This is a genomic window from Spirulina sp. CS-785/01 (assembly GCF_028330525.1).
Classification (GTDB): domain Bacteria; phylum Cyanobacteriota; class Cyanobacteriia; order Cyanobacteriales; family Spirulinaceae; genus JAQMSD01.
Genome location: NZ_JAQMSD010000231.1, coordinates 1 through 22,852, shown reverse-complemented (window position 1 = coordinate 22,852; position 22,852 = coordinate 1). Strand labels below are relative to the sequence as shown.

The 22,852-nt window shown below is 45.1% G+C and carries 15 protein-coding genes; 10 read left to right on the top strand and 5 right to left on the bottom strand.

The window, feature by feature from the left end; genetic code table 11:
- The first annotated feature begins 290 nt into the window (after positions 1-290).
- The 3 genes from PN462_RS15055 (at position 291) to PN462_RS15045 (ending at position 6,296) form a co-directional block, all read left to right on the top strand.
- The gene (locus PN462_RS15055; RefSeq protein WP_272129417.1) at positions 291-2,171 is read left to right on the top strand and encodes a GAF domain-containing sensor histidine kinase; all 1,881 of its coding nucleotides are present in this window, start codon (positions 291-293) and stop codon (positions 2,169-2,171) included.
- A 145-nt stretch (positions 2,172-2,316) separates the two neighbouring features.
- On the top strand, positions 2,317-4,326 hold the full coding sequence (locus PN462_RS15050; RefSeq protein WP_272129414.1) for a hypothetical protein: 2,010 nt from the start codon (positions 2,317-2,319) through the stop codon (positions 4,324-4,326).
- 149 nt (positions 4,327-4,475) lie between these two features.
- Positions 4,476-6,296 carry a SulP family inorganic anion transporter gene (locus PN462_RS15045; RefSeq protein ID WP_272129412.1) on the top strand — a complete coding sequence of 607 codons (1,821 nt, stop codon included), beginning with the start codon at positions 4,476-4,478 and terminating at the stop codon, positions 6,294-6,296.
- Between the two features lie 226 nt (positions 6,297-6,522).
- On the opposite strand, the gene PN462_RS15040 is transcribed toward PN462_RS15045, so the two are convergent.
- Positions 6,523-6,867: a carbohydrate porin gene (locus PN462_RS15040; RefSeq protein WP_272129410.1), complete on the bottom strand. Its 345-nt coding sequence runs from the start codon at positions 6,865-6,867 to the stop codon at positions 6,523-6,525.
- 155 nt (positions 6,868-7,022) lie between these two features.
- On the opposite strand from PN462_RS15040, the gene PN462_RS15035 reads away from it, so the two are divergent.
- The 6 genes from PN462_RS15035 to PN462_RS15010 all read left to right on the top strand — a co-directional run bounded on the left by PN462_RS15035 (position 7,023) and on the right by PN462_RS15010 (position 15,744).
- Positions 7,023-8,324: a cytosine deaminase gene (locus tag PN462_RS15035; RefSeq protein ID WP_272129408.1), complete on the top strand. Its 1,302-nt coding sequence runs from the start codon at positions 7,023-7,025 to the stop codon at positions 8,322-8,324.
- Positions 8,325-8,356: 32 nt separating this feature from the next.
- The gene (locus PN462_RS15030) at positions 8,357-9,157 is read left to right on the top strand and encodes a DUF3153 domain-containing protein (protein ID WP_272129405.1); all 801 of its coding nucleotides are present in this window, start codon (positions 8,357-8,359) and stop codon (positions 9,155-9,157) included.
- A 155-nt stretch (positions 9,158-9,312) separates the two neighbouring features.
- Positions 9,313-10,704: an asparagine--tRNA ligase gene (asnS, locus tag PN462_RS15025; protein WP_272129402.1), complete on the top strand. Its 1,392-nt coding sequence runs from the start codon at positions 9,313-9,315 to the stop codon at positions 10,702-10,704.
- A 198-nt stretch (positions 10,705-10,902) separates the two neighbouring features.
- A complete protein-coding gene (locus PN462_RS15020) occupies positions 10,903-13,488 on the top strand; it encodes an ATP-binding protein (protein WP_272129400.1) in 2,586 nt (861 codons plus the stop codon).
- Positions 13,485-14,516 (top strand): diguanylate cyclase domain-containing protein, encoded by a 1,032-nt coding sequence (locus tag PN462_RS15015; protein WP_272129398.1) that lies wholly within the window; start codon positions 13,485-13,487, stop codon positions 14,514-14,516. The genes PN462_RS15020 and PN462_RS15015 overlap by 4 nt, the downstream gene beginning before the upstream one ends.
- A 106-nt stretch (positions 14,517-14,622) precedes the next feature.
- Positions 14,623-15,744: an adenylate/guanylate cyclase domain-containing protein gene (locus PN462_RS15010; RefSeq protein WP_272129395.1), complete on the top strand. Its 1,122-nt coding sequence runs from the start codon at positions 14,623-14,625 to the stop codon at positions 15,742-15,744.
- Between the two features lie 120 nt (positions 15,745-15,864).
- On the opposite strand, the gene rsmG is transcribed toward PN462_RS15010, so the two are convergent.
- The 3 genes from rsmG to psaM form a co-directional block, all read right to left on the bottom strand.
- Complete coding sequence (gene rsmG / locus PN462_RS15005) at positions 15,865-16,608, bottom strand: 16S rRNA (guanine(527)-N(7))-methyltransferase RsmG (protein WP_272129392.1); 744 nt, start codon at positions 16,606-16,608, stop codon at positions 15,865-15,867.
- 268 nt (positions 16,609-16,876) lie between these two features.
- Positions 16,877-19,144: a heavy metal translocating P-type ATPase gene (locus PN462_RS15000; protein ID WP_272129390.1), complete on the bottom strand. Its 2,268-nt coding sequence runs from the start codon at positions 19,142-19,144 to the stop codon at positions 16,877-16,879.
- A gap of 281 nt (positions 19,145-19,425) precedes the next feature.
- Positions 19,426-19,518, bottom strand: coding sequence for a photosystem I reaction center subunit XII (gene psaM / locus PN462_RS14995; RefSeq protein WP_272129388.1), 93 nt, complete (start codon positions 19,516-19,518; stop codon positions 19,426-19,428).
- Positions 19,519-19,709: 191 nt separating this feature from the next.
- Here psaM and PN462_RS14990 point away from each other — a divergent pair, with 191 nt between their 5' ends.
- Positions 19,710-19,859 carry a hypothetical protein gene (locus PN462_RS14990; RefSeq protein ID WP_272129385.1) on the top strand — a complete coding sequence of 50 codons (150 nt, stop codon included), beginning with the start codon at positions 19,710-19,712 and terminating at the stop codon, positions 19,857-19,859.
- On the opposite strand, the gene PN462_RS14985 is transcribed toward PN462_RS14990, so the two are convergent.
- The gene (locus tag PN462_RS14985; RefSeq protein ID WP_272129383.1) at positions 19,848-22,688 is read right to left on the bottom strand and encodes a cation-translocating P-type ATPase; all 2,841 of its coding nucleotides are present in this window, start codon (positions 22,686-22,688) and stop codon (positions 19,848-19,850) included. The genes PN462_RS14990 and PN462_RS14985 overlap by 12 nt on opposite strands.
- Between the last annotated feature and the right edge of the window lie 164 nt (positions 22,689-22,852).

Sequence of the window (22,852 nt, the reverse complement as noted above, 5' to 3'; positions counted from 1 at the left end):
TTTCCCAACTAAAATCTTATGTCGAGAAACAGAATACTCCTGATTGACAATTTTCGGACATCGAATCCTCAAATTGTCGGGCTATCCTTCCCGACGCTCACCCTGTCGGATAGAGCGCGGGGCTGTCGCCCCTAGCTCAAGGGGGAGTGAGGGATGAGGATAAATCTCGATATCTATGGCAATTTTCAGGGAGAAAGGTCAGAATATAGAAGATAGGTAGAACACTCCTTGTCCCTGTGCTGCGTTAATGGTCTTCTCTAGTGGGGTGATTCTGCCCAGAGATTGTAATTATGATGAATGAGCAAGATTCTCAACAGGTTCAACAGCAAATTACCCAATGGATTCTCAGTAATGTCTCCTCACCGACTTTATTGAATACGGTAGCGCAAAGAATTGGAACTGCGTTAGGCGCGATCGCTTGTCTGATTGACAGCCATCCACCTGCGGGGATTATCCATGAACAGTATTATGATTTTCTCGATCTCCAGGGGTATTGGTGTGCTGAAAAAAAACGCCAAACGCTCATTAAGCAACAATTACAGGAACAAGAGTCAGAGGAGACCACTCCGTCTTCTCATTCTACTTCTCAACCTCTGTCTAAAATTCTCCGTCAACCTCTCCTAGGGGGAGGACTGTTGTTACTAGGGTATCGCCATCCCCCCCAGCAACTGCCGACAAGCGAGGTGTTGGCGGCCATGGCCCAGACGGTTGCGATCGCGCTTTCCCATCGTCACCAACAGGCCCAGATCGATTTTCACCAACAATATCAAAGACTACTACAAACCCTCAGCACTACCACCCATCAGGCCGGTGATGTGCAAGATATTCTAGAAATTACCTTGGCGGAAAGCTCAAAGGTGTTGAAAGTAGAGCGTAGTCTGGTAATTTTACTCAAATATCAAGATATTCCCTCCAAAACTCGCTCCTCCCGCACCTTCTCCAAAGCGAAAGGCAATTTAGCCTCTCAATGGCGGATTTCTCGTCATGTCTCCCCCGTCCATTTAACCCAAGAGTTTAAGTTAGGAGATTGTCCTACTTGTACCAAGGCTTGGCAATTAGCCCCTGATCCCTTGGCCATAGCAGATACCTACCAATTTACAGACTCTATTTCTCCCTGTTTTAACCCAGAGGAATTTCGCGCTTTATTAATTGTTCCTTTACTCAGTCTTCCCCGTAGTAGTCATGACACCCCAACCGTTTTAGGATTCCTTTTCTTTCAACACTGTCAGCCTCACCAATGGCAACCCGACGAATTAAACTGTGTCAAAGGGATTAGTTCGCAAGTCAGTACCGCTATCACCTATCATCGTACCCTAAGCCAAGTTCAATCCTTAGTTGATGAACGAACCATTCAACTGCAACGGAGTCTCGATGTTCAAGCTAAACTCTACGAAAAAACCCGCCAACAAATTGATCAGTTACGCCATTTAGTTCAAGTTAAAGATGAGTTTCTCGATTCTGTGAGTCATGAACTGAGAACCCCTCTTACTACCATGAAAATGGCTATCCAAATGCTGCGACAAGAAGAACTCCCCCTCGCTCGTCGGCAAAAATATCTCACACTTTTAGAACAAGAATGGAATCGGGAATATCATTTAATTCAAGATTTACTAACTTTACAAAAACTGGAATCTAAACAGATTACGATTCAAGTTCAGCCCATTGAAATTCAACCCCTTTTTGAGCGTTTTAAGGCTGAATTTGACAATCGCTGGTTGAATAAAGGACTAAAATTAAATTTAGGATTTCCTTCGTCTAAAGCTCCCTTATTACTCTATTCTGATGCAGAGAGTTTTGATCGAATTATACAAGAACTCTTAACCAATGCCGGAAAATATTCTGATCCAGATACCCAAGTTTTACTAGAGGTTTCCTTGGATTATCAAACAGCAATGAATCAAATTGTTTTTAGTTTGACCAACTATGGGAAAGGTATTCCCCCCGAAGAACAAACAGAGATTTTTGAGAAATTTCGACGGGGAAAAGGGATTACAGAAAACGCTGTGGCCGGAACAGGGTTAGGGTTAGCTTTGGTTCGCAGTTGGGTGCAACATCTCAATGGTACAATTACCGTTGAAAGTCAAGTGGGGACGCAAAAGCGCAGGGGGAAAACTTGTTTTCTTCTCACCCTCCCCCAACGTCCCTCTGAGGGGGTTTTGGTAAACAATTAGCAATTAGCAATTAGCAATTAGCAATTAACACTGTTTTCTTTCTCCTCTTGTCTCTTGCTCCGTGCTTGTCTTCTACCTTCAGACTGATTACTGATTACTGATTACTGTTGACTGATTACTGATTACTGTTTACTGTTGACTGATCATGGCTGAATGTCCGGTTTGTAAAACTCCCTATCTCAAAGGGAAACTCCAACGTTGTCATGTGTGTGGGTGGGACTTATCTCCTGCGTCTTATTCACTTTTGGGGCCGTTTCGCATTGAGCATCAGGTGTCTAATGCTTATATGGAACGGATAGAAGCGTGGGCCCATCATATGTGGACCAAGCAACAAGAGCAGCAAGGGGAGGTGACTAAATTACAACAGGAACTCCAACAGTCTGTACTGTTGCAACAAGAGGCCGCGCAAATGTCGGGGACTGCTGCTGCTCCCCAACTGGAGGAAGCTCCCTCTCAAACCCTACTCCAAGGGGAAAATGTGCCTCCGGAAGGCCGGGAGGTGTTGGACTGGTTGTTAAATCGGTTGGCCACCGCAGAGGAGGAGCGATCGCAACTTCGTTTCCAATTATCCCAGTTACGCACGGAAATTCAACGCCAAAATAATTCTCAAGCACAGTCATCTGGGTTGTTGTTACCCGAAGCACAACAGCAACAACAGGAGTTAGCGGACTTGAAAACGCAGTTGGAAAGCCAACTCACGCAAAACCAAGCTCAAATGCAGCAGTTAGAAGCGTTACGGGTGGAACTGCGTTCCCATGTCGCGCAGCAATTTTCCCAAGTGCAAGCGGAAGAACGGCAAAAATATAGATTAGAAACGGCCCAAGAAACCCTAAAAGCTGAGGTGCAAGCTCTGAAACGGGAACGGGAGGAACTGCAAGCACAGGTATTGCAACAAAATACTCAGTTTGAGCAGAAGTTACAAGCCTTACGGGAGCATTGGCAGGAACAATTTTACAGCCAACACGGGCAGGTGAGTGGGTTGCAAGAACAGCTTAAAGCACGCGATCGCAGTTTAACCCAACACCAAAACACCCACACCCAGTTAAAACAAGACTATCATCAGTTAGAAAAACAACAGAAAGATTTAATCCTGCAATATCAGTCCTTACAGACTCAACTGGAAGAACAAGTGCAGCAGTCTCAACTCCAGCAAGCACAAGGAATTGAACATCAGGACACCCAACAACAACAGTTAGAGCAATTACAAGACCAGGTTAACCAATTACAGTATCAACAAGAAATATCTGTTCAAAATGAACAGAATCGAGAAATCACACAAATTACCCTGCAAGAGGACATTAAAACCTTACGCAATGCTCTTGAACAAGCAAAAATCCAGTCTAAACAAGCGAATCAGCATTTAGAGACACGCTTAAAAACTCTTTCTTCTCAATTCGACCAACACATTAGCCAACTTGATGAAAAGCGCGAACAATTAGAACAGTCTGTGGATACTCAACTGGGAGAATGGCAACAACGGTGGCAAATGTTTCAACAACATACCGAGGAGCAACTCCACCACCTACAAACTCATTTTACGGCTCATCAGGAGACTTTAGAGCAAACCAAGGGAGAGATACAGCAGTCTCTGGAGACTAAACTTGAACAAACCAAGGGAGAGATACAGCAATCTCTCGATACTCAACTGGAGCAAACAAAGGGAGAGATACAACAATCTCTCGATACTCAACTGGAGCAAATGAGAGGAGAGATACAACAGTCTCAACACCAGACTGGGGAACAACTCCACTATCTACAAACTCATTTTACGGCTCATCAGGAGACCTTAGAACAAACAAAGGGAGAGATACAACAGTCTCTCGATACTCAACTGGAGCAAATGAGAGGAGAGATACAACAATCTCTCGATACTCAACTGGAGCAAATGAGAGGAGAGATACAACAATCTCAACACCAGACTGGGGAACAACTCCACCACCTACAAACTCATTTTACGGCTCATCAGGAGACCTTAGCGCAACAGGAACAAGAAACTCGACAATTAGCTGATAAAATCACCCAATGTGCCACCCTATCCGAGCGTGTGGTCACTGTTGAGTCTCATGTGGAGCAGCTAGAGACGGCATTTCAAAACCTGCCACGAGTCTTACCCACCACTCCTAAGAAAAATCCTCCCGTGTACACCAAGTATTGATGGTATAGCATAACGGCGAGACCTGAAAGACGTTCTTTGTGCTTAGTTGTGGGGTCTGGGGGATTTGTTGTTTTCTGACCTCTTGCCTCTTATCTTCCAACGAATTACCGTTTACTGATTACTGTTTACTGATTACTGATTACTGTTATATGACACCATCTGAGTCTGTTTCTTCGCCCTGGACTGAGGAATTACAACCATCTCATCTCATTCCGAGTCTGATGGCCGGTTTGGTAACGGGAATTATTGGCGTAATTCGGGCCATTTCCTATGCGGCCTTGATTTTTTCGGGACTCTTGGCCGCTTATCTCAATGTGGGGGTAGGAATTGCGGTTTATAGTACGGCGGCCATTAGTGTTGTCGTGGCCTTAACCAGTTCCTTACCGGGGATGATTGCCACCCCGTTGGCCGCACCAACGGCGGTTTTAGCGGGTTTGGCGGCGGCCATTGCACAACAACTCCAAGGGTCTCCCCCAGAGGAGGTTTTAGCTACGGTCATTGCGGCCATTGCGCTGGGTTCGCTCTGTACGGGGATTTTCCTCTTTTTCTTAGGTAAATTTCAGTTAGGTAAGGTGGTGAGTATTATTCCTTTTCCGGTGGTGGGGGGATTTATGGCCGGGACGGGATGGTTATTGGTGCGGGGTGCAGTGCAGGTGATGACGGATACTTCGCTCTCGTTTTCCCATTTAGCCTATTTAGTGGAAGCTGATCCCCTTTTGCATTGGGGGATAGGTTTAGGGTTAGGGGTAATTTTGTGGGGGTTATCTAAACGGGTTAAGCATTATTTGGTTGTTCCGGTGAGTTTGTTGGTTGCGATCGCAAGTTTTTATGGGGTCGTCTTCTTCACTCATACTCCCCTAGAAGTGGTCCATGATCAGGGTTGGTTACTCGGTCCTTTTCCCCAAGGAGAGTTATGGCAACCGTTGACGGTTTCCCAGTTACAATCGGTGAATTGGTGGGTGATTATCCAGCAGAGTGGGACTATTGCCACTTTGATGTTTATTAGTTTACTCTCGCTGGTTTTAACAAATAATGGCATTGAGTTGGCGGTGGAAAAAGAAGTTGATGTCAATAGCGAATTACAAGCGGTGGGATTAGCGAATATTGCCGCAGGAGTGGGGAGTGGAATGGCTGGCAATCAGGCACTCCCTAGCACGCTGTTAGTCCATAAAATGGGCGCAAATCACCGTTTAGCGGGGGTGTTTAAGTTGATTCCTTGTCTTGCGGTTTTGGTGTTGGGATCGGAGTTTTTAGCTTATTTCCCGAAACCGTTATTAGGGGGATTACTGCTTTATTTAGGGATTGATTTATTGGTGCAATGGTTGTATCAAGCTGCGTTTAAATTGCCTCTGACGGACTATTTAACGGTTTGGTTAATTTTAGTGGTGATTAATAGTGTGGGATTCCTGCAAGGGGTGTTAGTGGGGTTAGGAATGTCGGTGTTATTGTTTGTGGTTAATTATAGTCGGGTGAATGTCACTAAAGAGGAGTTTTCGGGGGCAGCGTGTCAAAGTGATTTAGAGAGAAATCCCCAACAGTTACAAATTTTACAGCAAAGTGGGAATAAGATTTATGTGTTACAGTTACATGGATTTATCTTTTTTGGAACAGCGAATCAATTATTAGGGCAAGTGCGCGATCGCATCACTCAATTAAAACCCAATTCTCTCCAATATATCATCATTGACTTTCACTTAGTTTCCGGCATTGATTCTTCTGCGGTGTTGAATTTCTCCAAAATCAAGAAGCTCGCTGAACAAAATAAAATCACCTTAGTCTATATTGGGATAACTGAAAAAATTAGTCAACTTTTACAACGAGGAGAGGCCATTAATTCTTCAGATATCCAATTTTTTAAGACTTTAAATGAAGGACTTGCATGGTGTGAAAATAACATTTTGCAACATGAAGAAAAAAGAGATAACTCCGCTTTAGAGAGTCATACTAGAATCAAAGCCAAAACCCATTAAAACAGTAAACAGTAATCATTTTTTGAATTTGCATTATAGTATTACGAGGATACTTTTGAGCATAGCTAATGCTGGATAACTTCACGATTCAATGCTGATCTCACTGATGACGGATTACTACTATATGTCTTTGGTCACTTAACCCGTTTTTAACGGGTTTCAACTATTAGCCTTGGGTTTGAACCCAAGGCTGATTAATTGTCTATTATTCTCTTATCCTACATCCTTAAAACGTTACTTGAAAACGTAGCGTTCCTAACCAGATATCTTCAAGGGTTTCATTCCCTGCGGGGTTATCCAAATACATAATCCCTGGTTGAATCGCCAGATAATCGGTAACATCATAACGATAATAGACTTGGGCCAAAAATGGTTCATCCTGACGCTCTAAAAAATTACCACTCTCTCGCGTTACATAGGGAGGAACTCCCACCGATAACCCAAACTCATGTTGTCCTCCAAATAAATTGGGAAACCCTAAATTTAACCCCCAAGTTAAACGGTTATAGTCCGCCTCAAAATCTTGTACGTCTGTCCATTCGTAGCCAAACCATCCCGACACATTTTGCATATTAAATGTAAACCCTGAGTTTTATTGTTCTTTCTGACTCTCAATGGTGAAAAATTAGTAACGTTTACGAAAAATCTGTATAAAGTATTACATTTTCCGTAGGGTTGAAAAAGAATATGCCATAATTAAGACGGAGATTATACCCGAAAATCACGATGATCGTGGACTCTATCCCCCATTACTGGCTCAAAAACGCTCATATTCCCGCGTCTTTCCTAGAAAACCCCCAATCGTTACCACAAACGCCTAATCACTTCTGTTTGCTCGATCTAGAGATTAAAGACGGTATAATTCAACAATTAGTCCCTGGGAAAACAATTCAGGATAATGTACCGGGTTTTGATGTCCGAGAGGGGATTGTTTTGCCTTGTTTTGTGGATAGTCATACCCATTTGGATAAAGGTCATATTTGGGAAAGGTCTCCTAACCCGAATTCTAACTTTGAACAAGCATTAGTTATCTCCCGAAAAGATGCAGCCCAATATTGGCAATTTGACGACCTGTATCGGCGCATGGAATTTGGGCTAAAATGTAGTTATGCTCACGGGACTAGAGCTATTCGTACCCATATTGACTGCGGTGATGGTCAATATAAAATTAGTTTGCAAGTCTTTCGTCAATTACAACGGGATTGGCAAGATAAAATTATTCTAGAAGCGGTTTCTCTTGTCCCACTCGATTGTTTTTTGACTGAGGAAGGGGTGCAAATTGCGGATAAAATTGCCGAAGTGGGGGGAGTTTTAGGAGGGGTTGCTTATATTAATCCTCAGTTAGACAAACAACTCGACGCAGTATTTACTTTAGCTCAAAGCAGAGGACTTGATCTCGACTTGCACACCGACGAAAACGGGGATGCAGACTCCATTGGTTTACAAAAAATTACTGAAGCGGCCTTTCGTCACCCCTTTACGGGACAAATTACCTGTGATCATTGTTGTAGTTTAGCGGTACAATCCCCAGAACAGGTCGAACGCACCCTACAACAGGTCAAAGCGGCTAATATTAATATTATTAGTCTTCCTCTGTGTAATTTATTCCTGCAAGACCGCAAAACCGGGAAAACCCCCTATTGGCGAGGCATTCCTCCAGTTCAGGAAATCCAACAACAGGGAATTCCTGTGGCCTTTGCGAGTGATAACTGTCGAGACCCCTTCTTTGGTTTTGGGGATCACGATATGCTAGAAGTATTGAATCAAACGGTAAGAATTGCTCAATTAGACCAATTTTACGGGGACTGGTGGCATTCTGTAACCCAAACTCCTGCTAGAATTATGGGATTGGCCCACCAGGGAGAAATTAGGGTTGGGAGTCCTGCGGATTTAATTATTTTTTCGGGACGGTATGAGAGTGAATTATTTGCGCGATCGCAGCATGATCGACAAGTCCTCCGCAACGGCCAACCCATCGACACCAGTTTACCCGATTATCGAGAATTAGATGATTTAATGAAGAAATAGCCGATTCAGCAGCAAACAGCAAAAGGAGAGTAATGGGACGCAGACAACAACCCCGCAACAAAAAATCCAGACGGTGGTGGTTTTTAGGATTTTTACTCTTTTGCGCCCTCTTTTTAGGGGGATGTGTCCGCTATGATTTAGGTGTGCAGTTTAATGGCCAATACCGGGGAACAATTGCACAACACATCCAACTCGGAGAACAAATCACCAGTTTTACCGAAAAAGAATTAAACCAATGGCTAAAAACCATTGAACAACGGGCCCGCAAACTCGACGGGAAAACCAAACACCTCTCCAACCAAGAAATTGTCGTCACTATCCCCTTCAGTAACGGAGAGGAATTCGTCGAGAAATTCAATCAATTCTTCAATCCTACCCAACAAACCCCTAACCAAATTGCCACCTCTGAAGATATTGTTCAACTTAATTCCCAACTGGGACTTTATCAGAGTAATCTCTTATTACTAGAACGGGACAAACTGAACCTCGATGTTGACTTACGAGGACTAGGAATGCTATCCAACGAAGGCAGTTTAGTCTTAAACAACGCATCCTCCCTCCTCAACCTTGAATTTACCTTAACCACCCCTTGGGGTGCAAGAATCATACAACGCAGCGACACCGGAATTATCCCCCCCATCACCCGTCAGGGAAACCAAGTCACTTGGCAACTTCAACCAGGAGAAATTAATCATATTGAAGCCGTTTTTTGGATACCCAGTTGGCTCGGTGTCGGGACAATTGGTATTATTCTCTTAGTATTAGGTGGATTTTATCTAAAATATAAACAATTTCCCAATCCAAATAATCCTTGGGTTGAAACCCAAGGCTAAGAGCTAAAACCCGTGTTTAACGGGTTAAGAGACCAACAGGTTACTTGAAAATTTAGTATCTCCCATGGTTTTCTTTTATTCCACCCCACCGACTAGCCTTAACCCGACTTCCCTGCGTACACTGGGAATAATACCCCAGATCACAGAGTTACGACATGGAAAAAAAACGTATTGCCGACATCTTACGCAACAGCAACCCCGATGAAACAGTCACAATTCAGGGATGGGTCCGCACAAAACGGGAATTAAAAGGCTTTTCCTTCATGGAAGTCAACGATGGCTCATTTTTGGCGAATCTACAAGTGGTTATCGACAGCGACTTCCCCAACTACGAGGAGATTCTCAAACAGCTTAATATTGGGTCCTCTGTGCGCGTTTCCGGGGTGTTAGTGGAGTCTCAGGGGAAAGGTCAACGATTGGAGATAAAACCCCAAGATATCGAAATATTTGGGGATTCTGATCCCGAAACCTACCCCCTACAAAAGAAACGCCACTCCTTTGAATTTTTACGGACTTTGGGCCATTTGCGATCGCGCACCAATACCCTCGGTGCAGTCTTCCGGGTCCGTAACGCTTGCGCGGATGCCGTTCACCGCTTTTTCCAAGAACGCGGCTTCCTCTGGATACACACCCCTCTGATCACCGCCAACGACTGCGAAGGGGCCGGGGAATTATTCCGTGTCACCAACTTCGACTTAACCAACCCCCCCAAAACCAAAAGCGGAGACATTGACTACACCCAAGACTTCTTCGGTAAACCCGCATATCTCACCGTCAGCGGCCAACTAGAAGCCGAAGTCATGGCCATGTCCTTCCAAGATGTCTATACCTTCGGCCCCACCTTCCGCGCTGAAAACTCCAACACCTCCCGACATTTGGCCGAATTTTGGATGATTGAACCGGAAATGGCCTTCTGTGACTTAGAAGGGGATATGGACTTAGCCGAAGCCTTCTTAAAATATATCTTTCAGGCGGTTCTCGACCAATGCCCCGAAGATATGGAATTTTTCAACAAGCGCATTGATAAAACGGTGTTAGAAACCGCCGATAATATCATCAATAACGAATTTGCTCGCATTTCCTACACCGAGGCCGTCAACCTCCTAGAGAAATCCTCCCGTAAATTTGAATATCCCGTAGAGTGGGGATTGGATTTACAGTCGGAACACGAACGCTATTTAGCCGAAGAACATTTTAAAAAACCTGTCATCGTCACCGACTATCCCACGGCTATTAAAGCCTTTTATATGCGTCTGAATGAGGATCAGAATACCGTTGCGGCCATGGATGTCCTCGCACCGAAAGTGGGGGAAATTATTGGCGGATCTCAGCGTGAAGAACGGTTGGAAGTGTTAGATCGACGCATCGAAGAAGCGGAAATGCCGTTAGAGGAACTTTGGTGGTATCGAGACTTACGACGCTATGGTACTGTGCCTCATGCGGGGTTTGGCTTAGGTTTTGAGCGTGTGGTGCAGTTTATGACGGGGATGAGCAATATTCGAGATGTGATTCCTTTCCCCCGTACTCCCCAGAATGCGGAATTTTAGGGAAGAATTGAGGAGAGAGCAGTCAGGGGAGAGCGGCTTTCATGCTCCCGTTCTTTTCTTGTAATCATTAACAACATGAACTGTTGTCTTAAATCACATCCTTGACAGAATATCCTTCACTACAATTAAAACGGCATCCGCCATTTGGCTGAACCCAATTGGCGGATTTTCCCTCAACCGAATGAGGAATATTGATTCATGTTGCTGCTGTCTCACTTTAATCCCATGGAAATGGTCAAGTCTCCCCTGATCTTGCTCTTAGATGCAGATCATACTCAAAACTCCCTGATGCTAGAACAGTTCGTGGAGTTGGGGTTGAGGGTTACTATAGCTCATTCTCTCTCAGACGCGCTGCAAACCCTACGCTCTACTGAGTCTTCATCGTCTTCATCCTCTATCCCCCCGTTGCTGGTGTGTGATGAGTCTTTCTTACTCCAGGATGAAGGCCAAATTACCATTGATGTCTTGCCTATTTCTTTACTGGTGGCGACAGACTGTATTACTAATCTGGAATTAAATCACTTTCAGAATACACACTTTCAGAATACACACTTTCAGAATACACACTTTCAGAATACACACTTTCAGAATACACACTTTCAGAATACACACTTTCAGAATACACACTTTCAGAATACACACTTTCAGAATAAAATGGTTGATTTTATTCAAAAGCCGCTTCGGACTCAAGAATTAATTGGGCGTATTCATTTATATTATAGCCAACAACAGAAAAAAAATCAAGATAATAGTCCGCAAACTTCACGGTTTGGTAATTATTTTGCTCCTCCCCAGTTGAAGAAAAATGGGTCATTGATGACCCAAAATCAGCCTAGCCAAGAGATGAACTCGCCCCAACATTTTATGGTATCTGATCTGCTCCCTAAGCCTTGTGCCTCTTGTTCTGAGGGATTGAATGTGGCTCGAAAGTTCTCAGAGATATCGTTAAATCATTTAGATATTCAAGCCAGTTTAGCATTAAGTCAAGAGGACGGTGAAGCCTGTTTTAAAGCGTTGTTTAATAATGCCGGAGTGGGGATTACAATTAATGATTTAAATGGTAAACCATTACATATCAATCCAGCGTTTCAAGACTTTTTGGGATATAGCCAAGCAGAACTGTTTAACATGACGTTTAGTGATTACACACACCCAGAGGATTTAGGGCTTGATTTGGCCTTGTCTCAAGAATTAATTGAGCAAAAGCGGACAACGTACCAGTTAGAAAAACGCTATCTTCGTAAAGGTGGCCAAGTCCGTTGGGGACAGTTAACGGTCGGATGTATTTATCAACAAAAGCAACCGAAATATACTTTTGCTATTGTTGAAGATATTACAGAGCGAAAAACTGCCGAGGAAGCATTAAAACAAGCGAAACAAGATGCAGAAATGGCCAACCAAGCGAAAAGTGATTTTTTGGCGCGGATGAGTCATGATTTACGCACCCCCCTTCATGCTATCCTAGGGTTTGCCCAACTTCTAGAGCGTGATCCCTTTCTGGAAGTGGGGCAAAAAGAGCAAATTGGGATTATTTATCGCAGTGGTCAACATTTACTTTCACTGATTGATGAGGTGTTAGATTTTTCTAAAATTGAAGCTGGGAAGTTAACAGTTAAACATCTTGAGTTTGATTTACCGAACTTCTTAACGTCTTTGCAGGAAATGCTCTATTTGAAGGCGGAAGCAAAGGGGTTATTTTTAGCCTTTGATTATCAAACCCCACTGCCTCAGTTTGTGATCGGGGATGAGAAAAAATTACGGCAAGTTTTGATTAATTTATTGGGGAATGCAATTAAGTTTACCCAGGTTGGGGGAGTGACTTTGCGAGTGCGATCGCAATCTCGCTCACCCCAAGAACACCAAGTCAACTTTATCATCGAAGATACGGGGCCTGGAATTAGCGAAGCGGAATTACCTACGATTTTTCAACCCTTTACCCAAACCCAAGCCGGAAAAGCCTGTCAGCAGGGAACGGGCCTTGGTTTGAGTATTAGCCAAGATTTAGTGCAGTTAATGGACGGCACAATTCAGGTGAGTAGTAAGACACTTCCCCCAGAGACGGGGACGGTTTTTTCTGTCACCCTTCCCTTACACTCTCCCGTATCCTCAACGTCGTCCCTTTCTACTATCCCCTCAAAGGCCGTCGCACTCCTGCAAAACCAACCCACTTATCGTCTCCTCATTGCTGAGTATAGCTGCGAGAGTCGCCAATTATTGCAGACCTTTCTCCATCGTCTGGGCTTTCAACTACAATATGCACGTAATGGAGTCGAACTTCTTCAATACTGGCAACAATGGCAACCTGATTTAATTTTAATGGATTTACCCATGCCACAGAGTAACGGCGACCAAGCCATTCGAGAAATTCGCCAACAGGAAACGGGACATATTCCCATTATTGCCATGACGACAAACCCCACTTTAGCTCAATCCGAACTAAAAACAGAGATGGGGTATGATGACCTATTAATTAAACCTTTTGACCTCGAAACTGTCACAGACTTATTAAATTATTACTTAGGAGCAAAATATACTTATGAACAAGAGAATTTTTCAACGCTGAAGATTCCCCCAAAACTCGATCCACAGATTTTACAATCTCTCCCCCTTTCTTGGTTAACTCAGTTAGAACAAGCGGCCTGTTGTGCCGATGCCACCCAACTCCTTACCCTTGTTCGTCAACTTCCCTCAGACCAACAAGACCTGAAAGTCTTACTCAGATACTGGATCGATAATTTTCTTTTTGACCAACTTCTTTACTGGATTGAGCAAGCTCAAGCATGAATCAGGCAGAGATTTCTAAAAAAGGAGATATCTTAATTGTTGATGATACTCCCAATAATTTACGCTTGCTTTCCACCCTACTACAACGACAAGGCTATGAAGTCCGAAGTGTTTTAAATGGTCTAATGGCCCTCAAGGCAGCCCATTCTGCTCCCCCTGATCTGATTTTACTAGATATCAGTATGCCGGAGATGAACGGCTATGAGGTCTGCCAACATTTAAAAGCGAGTAAACTGACGCGAGAAATTCCTGTTATTTTTATCAGTGCCTACAATGAGGCTATGGATAAAGTGAAAGCCTTTGAGGTGGGAGGGGTGGACTATATTGCTAAACCGTTTCAATGGGCGGAAGTTTTAGCACGGGTGGAAAATCAATTGAAGATTTGCTCATTGCAAAAACAGCTACAAGCCCAAAATGAACAATTACAACAGGAAATTAAGGAGCGACGGAGGGCAGAGGCCGCTTTACAAACGGCCAATCTCAAATTACGGGGTTTGGCCAATTTAGATGGGTTAACTGGAACGGCCAATCGTCGTCGCTTTGATGAGTATTTGAGGATACAATGGCAACATCTCCAACAGGATCAATGGCCTCTCTCGCTGATTTTATCGGATGTGGACTATTTCAAGCGGTATAACGATACCTATGGCCATTTGGCTGGAGATCACTGTTTGCGAACCGTTGTGCAGAAACTCGAACAGGTGTTAAAAGAGCAGGAGGAGGTGATTTGCCGTTCATCGTTGATTGCTCGGTATGGTGGGGAAGAATTTGCGGCTATTTTACCGAAAGTCGATTGTACCTTAGCTTGGAAAATCGCGCAGGAGATTCGTCAAGCGGTTCACAGTTTACAAATTCCCCATAGTCAATCTGAGGTTCAACCCTATGTCACAGTGAGTTTAGGTGTATCTACGGTCATTCCCCACCCTGGGTTAAACCCGAATGATTTAATTGCTTGGACAGATCAGGCCCTGTATGAAGCGAAAGCGAGAGGACGGGATCAGGCGATCGCGCACTCAGATTCACCCTAACCGATGCTCTCAACATAGGAGACAATAGAAAGAGTATTTTACGTTGGGCAATGGTTCGGGGGGACAGAGTGGTCTCGCCATTGGTTGCACTCATTTTCTTGAGATAATGTCGGAAGCGAATGCTGAAGGTGAGGAGTTTATTGCTGGGAACATTCTGCTAGTCGATGATGTTCCTAATAATTTGCGGGTTCTCTCAACCCTCCTCACACAAAAGGGGTATAAAGTCCGGAGTGTCATTAGTGGAGAAATGGCACTCAAAGCCGCGCAGTCTGCTCCTCCTGATTTAATTTTGCTCGATATCAGTATGCCTCGGATGGATGGCTATGAGGTATGCCGACGCTTAAAACAGGATGATCGCACCCGCGACATTCCCGTGATTTTTATTAGTGCTTTAACCGATGTATTAGACAAAGTGAAAGCATTTGCCGTGGGGGGGGTGGACTATATTCCTAAACCCTTTCAGTTTGCCGAGGTGTTAGTGCGGGTGGAAAACCAACTCCGTCTGCGGAATTTACAAAATATGCTCAAAGAGCGCAATACACAGCTTTTACAAGAAATTCAAGACCGCACCCATATTGAAGAAGAATTGCGTCAACAAAAAGCGCGATCGGAACAACTCCTGCTCAATATCCTCCCCGAACCCATCGCCAAACGCCTCCAAGAAGCAGAAAGCACCATCGCCGATAACTTTGATAACGTCACCGTCCTCTTTGCCGACTTAGTAAACTTTACCCAACTTTCCACCGAAATTTCCTCTATTGAATTAGTGGAAATTCTCAACACAATTTTTTCCGAGTTTGACTATTTAGCGAAAAAACACGGCCTCGAAAAAATCAAAACCATTGGCGACGCTTACATGGCCGTTTCCGGTTTACCCTTCTCCCGTGATGATCACGCACAGGTCGCCGCCAATATGGCCTTAGATTTATTAGATTATGTCGCCCAATTTAATCAAGAAACAGGCAAAAACTTTGAATTAAGAATCGGCATGAATACAGGGGGCGTAGTGGCCGGAGTCATCGGGGTAACAAAATTCGGGTATGATTTGTGGGGTGACACCGTGAACGTGGCCTCTCGTATGGAATCCCAGGGCAATCCTAGCAAAATCCAAGTTACTGCCACCACTTATGAACGATTAAAGGATGATTATATTTTTGAACCCAGAGGAGAAATTGAAGTAAAAGGAAAAGGAAAAATGATGACTTATTGGTTATTGGGGAAGAAGTAAACAGTAAACAGTAAACAGTAATCAGTATCCGAAGGGAACAGGGAACTCCGGAACTGGGAACAGTTGGTTCTCCCCCATCTCCCCCATCTCTGCGTTCTCTGTGGTTCAATTACCCATTACCTAAAATAACGGTTTCTTCTTCGGGACCCCCACCCGACGGGGGAATTTGTCCGGAGTTTCGGCAATTTTGCGTAAATAAATGCAATGACGAGAACTATCTGTTAAAGGGGTTTTAAAACGCTTAATCTCTGCTAACTCTCCCCCTAATTGAGGCAAAACCTTATTGAATAAAGCCGTATTTTCCTCCGTCCATTGCCCTTGATATAAAATAGCAATTCCCTGCATTTTTAATAAAGGTAGAGCGTACTCTGCACAAACCGAAGGACTGGCCAACGCTCGCATTATCGCTAAATCATAACTAGCGCGATAGTTGGGATTTTGTCCTACTTCCTCAGCACGACTAACAAGAGGAAAAGCATTGTTATAGTTTAATTCTTCGACAATTTTCTGTAAAACAATAACCTTTTTGCGCGTTGATTCTAATAGCGTTATCGTATAATCTGGGTTAAAAATATTAATCGGCAATCCCGGAAACCCTGCTCCTGTGCCAATATCAATAATATTTAAAGGTTTATGTAAATTTAGAGAAGAAGATAGACTATTTAAGAATAAAAACCCGGCTAAAGAATCCCAAATGTGTTTCTCCCAAAACTCTTGGGGTTCAGTAATCCGAGTTAAATTAGTCTGCTTATTTTCTGCTAGAATAGCTTGATAGAGTGCCTCAAATTGTACTTGTTGTAAAGCAGTGGGATGCCAATTTAAGCTCTGTTGCCAAATTTCAAGAAGTTTCGGAAGGTTGGTCATAGAATCCTATGGTTTGATGAGTTTAAAACACACTACTCCCATAATAGCGTAAGGGCAATTCATGAATTGCCCTTACTGTCGGATGGGTATGGCCAACCCTGTGAAGGTAGGGAATGATAGAACAATATACCGTTGTTTCAGTTGATTGTAGTTAATTGTAGGTTGGGTGAAGCGAAGCGTAACCCAACATCCCCCAGTGAAAAACGTTGGGTTTCACTCCGTACTATCCAATTTAAATGCACAACAGCTTATCAACTATCAACAATGCCTAACTGACTTTAAAGTTTCGTAAGCGTAAGGCGTTTGTGACTACGGAAACTGAACTAAAGGCCATCGCTGCCCCGGCAATAATTGGGTTTAATAATAATTCAAAGAAAGGATATAACACTCCGGCAGCAATGGGGATTCCAGCTACATTGTAAATAAAGGCGAAAAAGAGGTTCATGCGGATATTATTCATCGTCGCTTGACTGAGACGAATGGCGGTGAGAATGCCCGCTAGATCACCCGAAATTAGGGTGATATCGGAGGCTGCGATCGCAACATCCGTTCCCGTCCCAATGGCAATCCCCACATCCGCTTGGGCCAAAGCCGGAGCATCATTAATCCCATCTCCCACCATAGCCACCAATTTACCCTCTTTCTGTAACTGGTCAATCTTCTCGGCTTTTTGATCGGGACGCACTTGGGCAAAATAGCGGGAAATGCCCGCCTCTTGGGCAATAGCCTCCGCCGTCCGTTCATTATCCCCCGTCAACATGACCACTTCCAACTTCATCCGATGTAACTGGGCGACAACCTCCCGTGAAGACTCCTTCAAGGAATCTGCAATGGCAATAATTCCCTCTACGCGGTCATTGACTGCACACCAAACCACCGTCTTCCCCTCGGCTTCTAAACGCTGCTGATAGTCCTGTAGGGCTTGATTCTGAGTGGTTTCTACTGCCGTATCAATCTTTAACTCCTCAAACCACCGTCTCGTCCCCACACGCAACAACTGACCCTCCACAGTCCCCTGTACACCGCGCCCTGTCACCGCGTCAAAGTCCTCGACTGACGGTAACGGCATTTCCACCCCTTGCGCCTTGCTATAGCGCACCACAGCCTCCGCTAAGGGGTGTTCTGAGGCATTCTCCACTGCCGCCACTAAGTGTAATAATTCCAACTCCTGCGCTGTTCCCTGAGTGGGGATATACTCCGTAACAGTAGGTTTCCCTTCCGTCAAAGTCCCGGTTTTATCCAAGACAACGGTTTTCAAATGGTGGGCCACCTCTAAACTATCGGCCCCTTTAATTAAAATGCCATTCTCAGCCCCTTTCCCAGTCCCCACCATCACAGAGGTAGGAGTCGCTAACCCCAACGCGCAAGGACAAGCAATGACTAAGACTCCCACTGTGGGAATTAAAGCTAAGGATAAGCTGCGAGTGGTGGCCAACCAGACAATAAAGGTAATGACTGCAATGACTAAAACCGTCGGCACAAACCATTGGGTAATGCGGTCTGCTAAATTCTGAATAGGCGGTTTTGACCCTTGGGCCTGTTGGACTAACTGGACAATCTGGGCTAACACGGTATCTTGGCCGACTCGCTTGGCCTCAAAGCGGAAACTCCCGGTTTTATTAATGGTTGCCCCAATGACTTCATCCCCGGCCTTTTTCTCCACGGGAATACTCTCCCCTGTCACCATGGCCTCATCTACTGTTGAATGGCCTTCTTTGACGACACCATCCACGGGTATTTTCTCCCCGGGCCGGACGATGACAATATCCCCTACTTGTACTGCTTGTAGAGGGATATCCTTTTCTTCCCCATTGCGGAGGACTCTCGCGGTTTTTGCTTGCAGTCCCATTAATTTGCGGATGGCCTCGGAGGTTTGCCCCCGGGCCCGGTGTTCGAGGAAACGACCTAATAAGATTAATGTAATAACAACGGCACTGGTTTCATAATAGACATCGGCCTGTAATCCCTGACTCTGGAAGAATTGGGGGAAAAAGGTGGCTAGGAGGGAGTAAAGATAAGCGGCCCCTGTTCCCAAGGCCACTAAACTATTCATGTCTGCGCTACCGTGTTGTAAGGCTTTCCATGCCCCGGTAAAAAATGACGCACCCACCCACACCATGACGGGGGTGGTTAAAACTAACTGTAACCAAGGATTATGTAACCAGGCGGGAATCCAAGGTAGGTGTAACCCGGTCATCATGGGCAGTCCGCCGATAATTAAAATCAGACTGACAATACCTCCAAAGATTAATTTTTGTTGTAATTCTCGTTGGTGGGCTTGACGTTGGGCTTTTTCTTCGTCGTCGGGTTCTGCTTGCATCCCTTGACTGGGATAGGCTTGGTATCCGGCGCGACTGACGGCTTGTTGTATGGCTTCTAGGGTGGTTTGTTGCGGGTTATAGTGAATGTTGGCTTGTTCGGCCCCAAAGTTCACGTTACATTGTTCAACCCCAGAAACGCGCTTGATGGCTCTTTCTATGGTGTTGGCACAAGCTGCACAACTCATGCCTTCTAGATGAAGTGTTTTTTGTTCCATCGAGTTTTCCTCAACTCGTTTTTTTTAGGGTAAACACTCCAGTCCGCTAGAAGGTCAAGTTTATTTTGTTGTTTGTTCTTGGTTCTTGGTTCGGGAGAAACCGGGTTTCTAAGCGGTTGAGGAGGGGGAGAAACTCGTTTTCTAGGGTTTTTATCATAAATGTGTCATTTTGTCAAGGGCTTGGCAGCATTAGAATTGGCTAAAAGCAGGATACCTTGCTTTGGCCAAGCCCCAATTTCCGATTCCCGATCACCGATTATCGATCACCGATCGCCGGATATTTATTTATACAGTTCAGCCGCGAGACGGAAGGCTAAGATGCCGGGGACGAGGGCAATTCCAAGGGCTACGAGAACTTGTGTATCCGTTAACATTGTTTTAAAACTCCTTCTTGCTGAATGGTTTTTACTCTCTCATCACTTTGCGTTAGGATCGCTCGTTTCTCTACCCATTTGTTACAAAATTCAATATATTGGCGGGGAGGTGGGGGAAATGTGCCATCTGTCCGCAGAAAACGTTAAGCTAAGTTAAGAACTTTTTCATTTTTGAGACTTTTATCGTCAGTATGCTTGAGCAGTTGTTCGAGTTTCCCCTAGAGTTTGGCTTAGAAATCCCCTTTCTGCTGGTGATTTTGGTGGTATTAGAGGCGGTTTTGTCGGCGGATAATGCGATCGCGCTTGCATCCATTGCCCAAGGTTTACAATTAAGGCGTTGAAAGATCAGCATTTTTCCCTTTCACCTTAGAATAGACACGAGTCACAATCTTCTCCAACTCCACCCAAACAAACATTAAACTACTAAACCCAAGACAAATTAACAGTTGTTCCATCGACAGATATTCAGTCCCAAAGAAAGCCCGCAAGAAAGGCACATACACCAACATCAACTGTAACGCAGTTGTCACAATCACCGCCCCCAAAAGATAGGGATTACTAAACGGATTCATCTCTATTGTTAGACGACTGTAAGATCGGGCTGCGATCGCGTGTCCCATTTGGGCCAAACATAACGTCGTGAACACCATTGTCCGCCAACTTTCCGGATGATCTGCCGGGGCCGCATCATGGGCAATAGTCATTAAAGTAATAGTAAAAATGGCAAAAATAATCCCAATCCGCACAATATAAGACCCCAACCCCCGTGCAAAAATACTCTCATTGGGACTAAACGGAGGACGCTTCATCATATCCGGGGACGCAGGTTCAACCGCTAAGGCCAACGCAGGTAAACCATCCGTCACCAAATTCATCCAGAGAATCTGTAACGGGATTAATGGTACACCCGACAACCCCAAAATCGGTGCAGACGCAATAGTAATCACCTCCCCCACATTACTCCCCAAAATATACTTAATAAAACGGCGAATATTGGTATAAACCACCCGGCCTTCCTCCGTGGCCGCCACAATAGTGGCAAAATTATCATCAAGTAAGACCATATCACTGGCCTCCTTACTCACATCCGTGCCTGTAATGCCCATTGCAATGCCAATATCCGCCTGTTTCAAGGCCGGGGCATCATTGACCCCATCCCCCGTCATTGCCACGAATTTGCCCCGTTTCTGAAGGGCTTTGACAATCCGCAATTTATGTTCCGGAGACACCCTCGCATAAACTGCCACCTGATCCACCTCTAACTCTAAATCCTGTTGGGATAACCGTTCTAACTCCTGTCCCGTCAAGGTATGACTTTTTTCATCGGCAATGCCTAACTGTTGGGCGATCGCACTGGCCGTTAACTGATGATCTCCGGTAATCATCACCGGACGCATTCCCGCTTCCTTACTCTGTTGTACCGCAATGGCGGCCTCAGTGCGGGGGGCATCTAGCATCCCCACTAACCCCAACCAAATCATCTCCGTTTCCGGGTCTTCGTCCTCCGATTGTACCTCCGGCAAGGTTTCCAAGGGCTTATAGGCCACCCCTAACACCCGTAACCCTTGGGCCGCCATTTGATTATTCTCATGTAAAACCCGATGTCGTTCCTCTGGGGTGAGGGAATAGGGTTCCTCCCCCAACTGATAAGACTGGCAACGTCCTAAAATTAACTCGGCGGACCCCTTGGTAAACATCGAATAACTCTCCCCATACTGGGCCGCTTGACAGATAACACTCATCCGCTTGCGTTCCGACGAAAAGGGAATCTCAGCAATGCGCTCAAATTGGTGGTGTAAGGTGGTTTGGTCTAACCCCGCTTTTCCGGCTAAGGAGAGGAGGGCCCCTTCGGTGGGATCACCAAAAATCGTCCAACCGGACCTATGATCCTCTGTCTCCTCAAACTGCAATAGGGCATCATTACATAAGACTACCCCAACTAATAAGGCTTGTAATTCATCAAAGGTTTTGGTGGCAATGGCTTGGCCGTCGTGATAAAACTCCCCAATGGGTTCGTATCCTTCTCCTGTCACTTCAAAGGCCCCTTGAAAGGTGACGACATTTTGCACCACCATTTTGTTTTGGGTTAATGTCCCGGTTTTATCGGAACAAATTGTATTGACACTCCCCAATGTCTCCACCGCAGGTAAACGGCGGATTAAAGCGTGTCGTCTCACCATGCGTTGGGTCCCAATGGCCAAGGTGACGGTAATGACGGCGGGAAGTCCTTCCGGGACCACGGCAACGGCCATGCTGAGGGAGACTTCTACTAATTCCTGGAGGGGACTAAAATTGCCCGCTTGTACCACCCCGATGATAATCACGAAGGCGACTAAAATCAGCGACCCGGTGACTAAAACGTTCCCTAACTGCCCCATACGTTGCTGTAAGGGGGTTTTGGCATCTTCAACCGATTGCAACATCTGAGCGATTTTGCCCAGTTCTGTGGCCATTCCGGTGGCGGTGACAACGAATTTGGCCCGGCCTTGCAAGACTTCTGTCCCAGTGAAGACCATATTCAAGCGATCGCCAATTCCGGTATCCTCCTCTAAGGTGGCAGTCACGCGCTTACTGACGGCTTCAGCTTCCCCGGTTAAAGCCGATTCTCGCACTTGTAAATTGGCCGCTTCAATCAATTGGCCATCCGCCGAAAGCTGATCTCCGGCCTCAATTAAAACAATATCCCCTGGGACGAGAAAGGGGGCTTCAATTTCGACGGTTCTCCCTTGCCGAATGACCCGCACATGGGGGGAAGACATCTCTTTGAGAGAGGCTAGGGCTTTTTCGGCCCGGACTTCTTGAACATAGCCTAAAATGCCGTTGAGAATGACAATGGCAAGGATGGCGATGGTGTCTTTAAAGGGGATTCCCCCATTCATTTCCCCCGCTTGTAGGGAGGTAAAATCGAGAATGCCGGAAATAATGGCTACGGCAATCAACATCAGCAACATGATATTACTGAATTGATCGAGGAGAATTTCCCAAGGGTTGCGGCCTCCTTCGTCACTAATTTCATTTTCACCGTAATAATGCGATCGCGCGATCGCTTCTGCTTGGGTTAATCCCTTATCTGCATCAGTTCCTAATTCTTGCAGGGTGGTTTCAACAGACTGGGTGTACCAAGGTTGGTGTAAATCGGGAAAAGATTGAGGTTGGGTTGATGAAGTCACAGAAGTAAACGCCAGTAGAGTATCATGTTCTTCATAAAGTAGCCTACACCAAGGCCAATGCCATTGGTGACAAGTTACGTGAGACCTCCTATTGTCAGGGGAGTTGATAGTTGATAGTTGGGGAATTGAACCACAAAGACACAAAGGACACAAAGGGGAGATGG